Genomic DNA, 5020 nt, shown 5'->3' on the forward strand with positions numbered 1-5020 from the left:
TGGCCGTTGCTGGTCAGGCTGATGTCAGCCAAGCCCAGCGGGCTGACGCCGCGCAGGAACGCCTCCAGCTTCGGGCTGACCAGAGGCTCGCCGCCGGTGATGCGCAAGCGCTCGATGCCGGCGGCTTCGATCAGGTAGGCGACGCCGCGCACCATGGCCTCGGCCGACAGCTCGTCCTGCGCCGCGACCAGGCGCTTGCCATCGGGCACGCAGTAGGTGCAGGCATAATTGCAGGCGGCAGTCAGGCTTACTCGCAGGTTGCGAAAACGTCTGCCTTGGCGGTCAACGATCATGGAGCACTCCGATTAACATTACCCGGAGTATATCGCCGCAATCCACTACGGCACATGCACTGTATGCGCTATCAATCAGCCGAATACCGTCAACCAGTCGGCGTTTCGGTGTCACGTTTGCGTTTATTGCCCATGCGCACACCGATATCCATGAGGAACTGGAAGAACCCTTCCTGATCTTCCAGCACATTGCTCCAGAACGGCGAGTGATAGAGCGCCACGGCACCATGCACCAGCGCCCAGGCCGCGCAATAATGGAAATACGGCGGCACGTCTTCAAGCTTGCCTTCGGCGATGCGCCCCTTGATCAGCTGAGTCAGTCGCTCGAAGTTGGAGGCACGGATCCTGTGCAACTGCTCGACCAGTTCCGGCACCTGATTGGCCTTGACCACCTTCTCTTCCAGGCGGTCGAACAAGCGGTAGCGTTGCGGATCGCGCATGCGGAACTCGAAGTAGGCGCGCGAGAGTGCCTCCTTATCCCGGTCGATGTCGGCCGAATGCAGCAACTCGTTCAAGTCGCGCTCGTAGTCGAGCATCAGGCGCAGGTAGATCTCCGCCTTGGACTTGAAGTGCTTGTAGATGGTGCCTTTGCCGATACCGACGGCGTCGGCGATCATCTCGACAGTAACGCTGTCTTCACCCTGCTCAAGGAACAGTTTCAGCGCGGTGTCGAGAATTTCCTGTTCGCGGCGGCGAAACTCACGGACCTTACGGGGTTCATTCTGCATAAGAAGGACTAAGAGATCGAAAATCGAAGCCGAGTATTATGCCTAACTAGCGCAAAATTGCACGGATCATCCGACCATGTATGGCATTCATGACGAGTTCCCACAGGTTCCCGGCCTGCGTTACCTGAATCACGCCGCAATTGCGCCCTGGCCACGGCGTGCAGTGCGTGCGGTCACGCGTTTTGCCGAACAGAACGCCCAGGTTGGCGCCCGCGACTACGCCGACTGGTTACTGGTCGAGCGCAGCCTGCGCGAACGCCTGACGCGCCTGTTCAATGCACCTAGCAGCGACGATATCGCGCTGGTCAAAAGCACCTCGCAGGCGTTGTCCTTCGTGGCGTTCGGCCTGGACTGGCATGCGGGCGATCAGGTGGTGATCAGCAACGAGGAGTTCCCCTCCAACCGCGTGGTCTGGGAGGCGCTCGAACCGCAAGGGGTCGAGGTGATCAAGGTCGACCTGCATGGCGGCGACCCGGAAACCAGGCTGCTCGACGCCTGCGGCCCACGCACCCGACTGCTGTCGATCAGCGCCGTGCAATACGCCAGCGGCCTGCGCCTGGACCTGCAGCGCCTCGGCCATGGCTGTCAACAGCGCGGCGTATTGTTCTGTGTCGATGCGATCCAGCAGCTTGGCGCCCTGCCCTTCGATGTCCAGGCCTGCCGGTGCGCCTTCGCCATGGCCGATGGACACAAGTGGCTACTCGGCCCGGAAGGACTCGGCGGATTCTATTGCCGCAGCGACCTGCGCGCCCAGCTTGAATTGCATGAATACGGCTGGCATATGCTCGAACACCGCGGCGACTACCTGCGCCAGGACTGGCAGCCTGCGCACTCGGCCAGGCGCTTCGAATGCGGCAGCCCGAACATGCTGGGCACCATGGCGCTGGAAGCCAGCCTGTCGCTCCTTGAGGAAGTCGGCATGATCGAGGTCGGCAAGGCCGTGCAGGAACGCGTGCAATGGCTGCTCGGCGGCCTGGCCGGCATACCCGGCATCACACTGCATAGCCCGATTGACCCGGCTCGGCGCGCCGGCATCGTCACCTTCAGCCTCGCCGGCTGGGATAATCAGTCACTGTTCCAGCGCCTCAGGTCCGAGCAGGTGATTTGTGCGCAACGCGGCGCCGGCATCCGCCTGTCCCCACATTTTTACAGCGAGGCACGGGTGATAGAGGAAACCCTGAGCCTGCTGCACCAGCTGGCAACAGGATGAGGACTCAACAGCCAGCCAGGTATTCCAAATCTGTTTAAAAAATGAGCCTAATTGGCCTGGACGTTCGGCAAACTTCGCCAATACTCAAGAGTACTGGTGCGCGGCATCTCCCCCAAGTGTCCCGCCAGGCAAGGTACCGTGGACCGCGTGCCTTGATTTACTCCTAATGGTCTTAACCCGGATCCCCCCCCAGGACCCGGGTTTTTTTTGCCTCGCCGATTATCCACCGCATAGCGCCTGCGGGGAGCAACGCCCCACAGGGTGCGGATTGCATCGCTAAGGCGGCCTCGAGCGCAGCGGCAGCCCGCCGTTTCACCGCGCAATGAGCACGGAGCACAGGGCACACATCGAGCCAATGACGGCCGCGCAGAGGTCAGGCAAGCCGCGCCAGCGGGAACAGACGCTTGAAGTTGGCGCCTGTCTGATCGGCCAACTGCTCGAAACTGACGCCCCGCAACTGCGCCAGATACTCGGCCACGTCGCGTACATATTCCGGCAGATTAGGTTTTCCGCGGTGCGGCACCGGCGCCAGGTAGGGCGAATCGGTTTCCACCAGCAAACGGTCGGCCGGCACCTGGCGGGCGACTTCGCGCAGCGCCTCGGCATTGCGGAAGGTGACGATGCCGGACAGGGAAATATAGAAGCCGAGATCCAGCGCGGCCTTGGCCATCGCCCAGTCTTCGGTGAAGCAGTGCAATACCCCGGCCTGCGGCAAGGCGGCCTCGCGCAGCAAGGCCAGGGTATCGGCCCGCGCCTCGCGGGTGTGCACGATCACCGGCTTGCCGGTGACCTGGGCGGCCTGCAGGTGCAAGCGGAAGGCCTGCTGCTGCAGCTCTGCCGCTTGCGGCTCGTAGTGATAATCCAGCCCGGTTTCACCGATGGCCACCACCTGCGGATGGTTCAGCTCAGCCAGCAACCAGTCCAGGGCTGGCGCTTCGCCCGGCTCGAGATCCAGCGGATGAACCCCGACCGAGCAATCGACATCGGCATAGCGCTCGGCCAGGCCTTTGACCGCCGCCGCATTGTCGGCACTGACACCGATACACAGGAAATGCCCAACGCCGCGCGCCCGCGCCGCATCCAGCGCGGCATCGAGGGATCCGCCGTGGGCGGCCAGATCGAGACGATCGAGGTGACAGTGGGAATCGATAAGCATGGAGTGGAGCCTCAAGTAGCCAGCGTCAAGCTACAAGTAAAAGCGAGAACGCCAACGCCTTCTTGTCGCTTACCGCTTGCGGCTTGTCGCTACAGTTACACGGTGTGAGAGTTACATGGTGTGAGTCGGCCGATCCGACTTCAGCGCACCCGCCAGGTAGGTCTCGATCTTGTTGCGCGCGGTGTTGTCACCGTCATTGAACTGCACACCGACACCTGCCGCGCGGTTGCCCTGAGCGCCCTTGGGGGTGATCCACACCACCTTGCCGGCGACCGGGATCTTTTCCGGCTCGTCCATCAGGTTGAGCAACATGAACACTTCATCGCCAAGCTTGTAGCTCTTGTTGGTCGGGATAAACAGCCCGCCATTCTTGATAAAGGGCATATAAGCGGCATAGAGCACGGACTTGTCTTTGATGGTCAGAGACAGGATTCCGTTACGCGGACCCAAATTAGGTGGCAAGCTCATGCGGCGTTCCTGGTTGTCATTACTTAATGGCCGATTCTAGCCCGGTCCGGGCAGGCTTGCCCACTGCACCAGCAGGGCTTCGAGAAGCAAGACACGGTTAAGGTTGGCTTTACCCATGACTTTCTGCCGCTGTACCAGCAACCAATCCTGCATCTGCAAGACTTTCGACTGAGGCGTTTTCTCCGCCAGGTACTGTACGACCTTGCGCATATCGGCTTGCCCCAGCCCAGCCTCGTCACGCGTCAGTTGATAACGCAGGATCAACTGCGCCCAGTCACAGAACCAGTCGAACAACAGCTGCAAGGATACCGCTTTCCAGCTTTCGGCCAGTGGGCTCGGCGCGGCCTGCCGCTTGATCAGCTTCTTGACCCCCTCGACCACCAGGGCACGCTGCTGAAGCACCCCCTGAGCGTGCATATGCGCGGCGACCAGTGGCGAGCCAGCCGCCAGACAGAGCAGCTCGGCGCGCTCATCATCGGCACACTCCGGCAACGCCTGGGCCAACCAGGCCTGGCTCAGCGCCTGGCTCGGCAATGGGCAGGCCTGCTGCACACAACGACTCCTCACCGTCGGCAGCAAGCGACTGGGCTGGTGACTGATCAACAGCAAGACCGTATCGCCGGAAGGCTCTTCCAGGCTTTTCAGCAGGGCGTTGGCCGCGTTCAGATTCATCGCTTCGGCCGGCTCGACCAGCACCACCTTGCGTCCGGCGAGCTGAGCGGTCTGCACCACGAAGTTGACCAGCTCACGCACCTGGTCGACCTTGATCGCCTTGTCGACTTCTTCCGGCTGCAGAATATAGTTGTCCGGATGGGTGCCGGCAGCCAGCAGGTGGCAGGATTTGCACTGACCACAGGCATCCAGGCCGGCTGGCCGCTGACAGAGCAAGCGAGCCATCAGGCGCTCGGCGAGCGCGCGCTTGCCAATACCGGCCGGGCCGTGCAGCAGATAGGCATGGGCATGCTGTGTGCGCCCGGCCAGCTGCTGCCAGAGCGAGGCTTGCCAGGGATAGTCATCAGCCACGGCACAGCTCCACGATTTGCCCCAACATGGCATCCAGATCCCGCTGCACCTGACTCAGCGACTGCGCGGCATTCAAAATCCGATAACGCCGCGGCTCTTCATTGGCCCGACGCAAATAGGTCTGGCGCACCGCCTCGAAAAA

The 5020-nt window shown here is 61.9% G+C and carries 6 protein-coding genes; 1 reads left to right on the forward strand and 5 read right to left on the reverse strand.

Features of this window, described 5'->3' with window-relative positions:
• Nucleotides 1–293 (reverse strand): radical SAM protein (locus ABZE94_RS20275; RefSeq protein ID WP_372877856.1); only part of this gene is annotated, 293 nt, incomplete at its 3' end.
• Between the two features lie 89 nt (nt 294–382).
• Nucleotides 383–1021 carry a TetR/AcrR family transcriptional regulator gene (locus ABZE94_RS20280; protein ID WP_372877858.1) on the reverse strand — a complete coding sequence of 213 codons (639 nt, stop codon included), beginning with the start codon at nt 1019–1021 and terminating at the stop codon, nt 383–385.
• 76 nt (nt 1022–1097) lie between these two features.
• On the opposite strand from ABZE94_RS20280, the gene ABZE94_RS20285 reads away from it, so the two are divergent.
• Complete coding sequence (locus ABZE94_RS20285) at nt 1098–2231, forward strand: aminotransferase class V-fold PLP-dependent enzyme (RefSeq protein WP_372877860.1); 1134 nt, start codon at nt 1098–1100, stop codon at nt 2229–2231.
• Between the two features lie 373 nt (nt 2232–2604).
• Here the strand turns inward: ABZE94_RS20285 and ABZE94_RS20290 are convergent, their stop codons facing one another.
• The 3 genes from ABZE94_RS20290 to ABZE94_RS20300 all read right to left on the reverse strand — a co-directional run bounded on the left by ABZE94_RS20290 (nt 2605) and on the right by ABZE94_RS20300 (nt 4878).
• On the reverse strand, nt 2605–3387 hold the full coding sequence (locus tag ABZE94_RS20290) for a TatD family hydrolase (protein ID WP_372877862.1): 783 nt from the start codon (nt 3385–3387) through the stop codon (nt 2605–2607).
• 111 nt (nt 3388–3498) lie between these two features.
• On the reverse strand, nt 3499–3855 hold the full coding sequence (locus ABZE94_RS20295; RefSeq protein ID WP_003245164.1) for a PilZ domain-containing protein: 357 nt from the start codon (nt 3853–3855) through the stop codon (nt 3499–3501).
• Between the two features lie 36 nt (nt 3856–3891).
• Nucleotides 3892–4878 carry a DNA polymerase III subunit delta' gene (locus ABZE94_RS20300; protein ID WP_372877864.1) on the reverse strand — a complete coding sequence of 329 codons (987 nt, stop codon included), beginning with the start codon at nt 4876–4878 and terminating at the stop codon, nt 3892–3894.
• Between the last annotated feature and the right edge of the window lie 142 nt (nt 4879–5020).

The organism is Pseudomonas sp. (assembly GCF_041601375.1).
Classification (GTDB): Bacteria; Pseudomonadota; Gammaproteobacteria; order Pseudomonadales; family Pseudomonadaceae; genus Aquipseudomonas.

Bases quoted from the DNA above. Each gene is read 5' to 3' on its own strand.
- ABZE94_RS20295 (WP_003245164.1), bottom strand. From the start codon at position 3,855: ATGAGCTTGCCACCTAATTTGGGTCCGCGTAACGGAATCCTGTCTCTG.
- ABZE94_RS20285 (WP_372877860.1), top strand. From the start codon at position 1,098: ATGTATGGCATTCATGACGAGTTCCCACAGGTTCCCGGCCTGCGTTAC.
- ABZE94_RS20290 (WP_372877862.1), bottom strand. From the start codon at position 3,387: ATGCTTATCGATTCCCACTGTCACCTCGATCGTCTCGATCTGGCCGCC.
- ABZE94_RS20280 (WP_372877858.1), bottom strand. From the start codon at position 1,021: ATGCAGAATGAACCCCGTAAGGTCCGTGAGTTTCGCCGCCGCGAACAG.